The sequence below is a fragment of the Micromonospora sp. RTBAU3-60 genome, from assembly GCF_054963695.1.
The window spans coordinates 1-2983 of record NZ_JBUEGB010000159.1; the positions used below are offsets into that span (position 1 = coordinate 1).

A 2983-nucleotide genomic window follows, 5' to 3' on the forward strand; every position below is an offset into this window, starting at 1 on the left:
CGTCCGCGCCGCCTGCGCCGCGAACAGCTCCGGCAGCACCGTCCCGGGCACATCCCGCGCCGTGTCATTCCACCGCGAGACGACCAGTTCCCGCTCCGCCGCCGACAGCAGCTCCACGCCGCTGACCCGCAGCCCCGGGTCGGCGGCGACCTGGCCCAGCAGCCGGACCAGCCGCTCCGCCAGCGCTTGCGCGGTGCCCGGGTCGAACAGGTCCGCCGCGTACTCCAGCGTGACGCTGATCCCGCCCGGGGTGCCGTCCGACTCGTGCCGCGACCGGTACGTCAGCGACAGGTCGAACTTGGCCGACTGCTCCGGCAGTGGCAGGTTCCGGGCCTGCAGGCCGGGGACCTGCCACTCCCTGCTGGTGTCGTCATCGGAGGCCAGCGTCACCTGGAACAGCGGGTGATGGGCGGTCGACCGGACCGGGTTCAGCACTTCCACCAGCCGTTCGAACGGGACGTCCTGGTGGGCGTAGGCGGCCAGGTCCTGGTCGCGGACCCGGCGGAGCAGCTCCGCGAAACTCGGGTCGCCCGACAGGTCGGTCCGCAGCACCAGCGTGTTGACGAAGAATCCGACCAGGTGATGCAGCCTCTCGTCACCACCACGGCCGGCCACCGGCACGCCGATCGGGATGTCGGTGCCGGCCCCGGACCGGGACAGCAGGACCGCGAGCCCGGCCTGGAGCACCATGAACATCGTCACCTGGTGTTGACGCGCCAGCTCCGCCAGCCCACGGTGCACCTCCGCGTCCACGTCCACCGCGACCTGCCCGCCGCGATAGGAGCGATAGGCCGGGTGGGACCGGTCGAACGGCAGTTCCAGCCGCTCGGGCAGGCCGGCCAGCGCCGACTGCCAGTACTCCACCTGCCGGGCCAGCACGCTGCCGCGGTCCTGGTCGCCGCCGAGGAGCCCGCGCTGCCACAGCGTGTAATCCGCGTACTGCACCGGCAGGTCCGTCCACTCCGGCGCGTGGCCCGCCAGCCGCGCCTCGTACGCCTGCTCCAGGTCTCCCAGCAGCACGCCGACCGACCAGCCGTCACTGGCGATGTGGTGCATCAGCAGCACCAGCACGCACTCGTCCGCCCCCAGCACGAACAGCCACGCCCGCACCGGCAGCTCGCCGGCCAGGTCGAACACATACTGGGACGCCTGCCCGGTGAGCGCGGCCAGCTCGTTCTCCTCAGCCTGCACCACCGTGACCTCAGGCACCGCCAGCGCGGCCGGGACCACCCGCTGGTACGGCTGCCCGTCCACCACCGGGAACATCGTCCGCAACGTCTCGTGACGCCGGACCACGTCACCCAACGCCGCGGTCAGCGCATCGGTGTCCAGCCGCCCCCGCAGCCGCCACGCGAACGGCACGTTGTAGGTCGTGCTCGGCCCCTCCAGCTGTGCCAGGAACCACAACCGCTGCTGCGCGAACGACAACGGCAGGCGCTCCGGCCGGTCCGCCGGCTCCAGCGGCGGCCGCGCCTCCCCGACCCTGTCCAGCGACCGCGCCAGCAACTCCACCGTCGGGTGATCGAACACCGCCCGGATCTCCAGCTCCACCCCCAGCACCGACCGCACCCGGCTGATCAGCCGGGCCACCAGCAGCGAGTGCCCACCCAGGTCGAAGAAGTTGTCGTCCACCCCGACCCGGTCCACCCCCAGGACCTGGGCGAACAGCTCGCACAGGAGCTCCTCGGCGGGCGAGGACGGCTCGCGGCCACTCCCGCCGACGAACGTCGGCGCCGGCAGCGCCCGCCGGTCCAGCTTCCCGTTCACGGTCAACGGCAGCGCGTCCAGGACCACCACCGCGGCGGGCACCATATAGACGGGCAGCACCTGAGCCGCGGCGGCCCGGATCCCGGCCGGGTCCAGCTCGCTCCCCGCCGCGGGCACGACGTAGCCCACCAGGCGCTGGTCCCCAGGGCGGTCCTCCCGCATCACCACCACGGCCCGGGCCACCCCGGGCTGCCCGGCCAGCACCGCCTCGATCTCGCCCGGCTCGACCCGGAAGCCGCGGACCTGGACCTGCTCGTCCACCCGGCCCAGGTACTCCAGCTCGCCGTCGTCCCGCCAGCGCACCAGGTCTCCGGTCCGGTACATCCGCTCACCGGACGCAAACGGGCAGGCCACGAACCGCTGCGCGGTCAGCCCGGGCTGGTTCAGGTATCCCCGTGCCAGGCTCGGCCCGGCCAGGTACAGCTCCCCCGCCACCCCCGGCGGCACCGCCCTCAGCCGCCCGTCCAGGACGTACGCCCGGGCATTCCAGATCGGCCTGCCGATCGGCGGAGTGTCTCCTCCCGACAGCGGCCCGCTCATCGTCGTGCACACCGTCGCCTCGGTCGGGCCATAGGCGTTGAACATCCGCCGGCCCCTCGACCACTCGGCGGCGACCTCGGCCGAGCATGCCTCACCGCCGACCATCAGGCACTCCAGCCCGGGCAGCTGCTCCGTGGTCGCCCCGGCCAGGGAGGCCGGCCCGACCAGGGCATGGCTGGCCCGCAGCTCGCGCAGCGTGTCCGCGAGCACCTCCCCGGCCAGTTGTCGCTGCTCGGGAAGGACCAGCGCCGCCCCGGCGGGCAACGACATCAGCAGCTCCATGACCGCCGCGTCGAAGCTCAGCGAGGCCACCTGCCCCACCCGTGATTCGGGCCCGATCTCGAAGGTGCGGATCAGGAACCCGGACAGGCTCGCCACGCCCCGGTGGCTGACCACCACGCCCTTGGGCCGCCCGGTGGACCCGGAGGTGTAGATCACGTAGGCAGGGTGAGCAGGAAGCAGTGGCGCCAGCCGGTCCGCGTCGCCCAGGCCGCTGCCGTCCAGCCGGGCCACCGACGCGACCACCTCAGGGTCATCAAGGTTGAGCACATCCACGTCCGCCGCGTCCGGCAGCCGCGCCGAGGTGGCCCGGTCACTGACGATCAGGCGCGGTGCGGCGTCGGTGAGCATGAACCCGATCCGGTCCGCCGGATAACCCGGGTCGACCGGCAGATAG

Annotated in this window: 1 protein-coding gene; it reads right to left on the reverse strand. The window is 73.0% G+C overall.

What is annotated here, in order from left to right; genetic code table 11:
* Positions 1-2983 (reverse strand): amino acid adenylation domain-containing protein (locus ACY34I_RS40250; RefSeq protein ID WP_462760785.1); only part of this gene is annotated, 2983 nt, incomplete at both ends.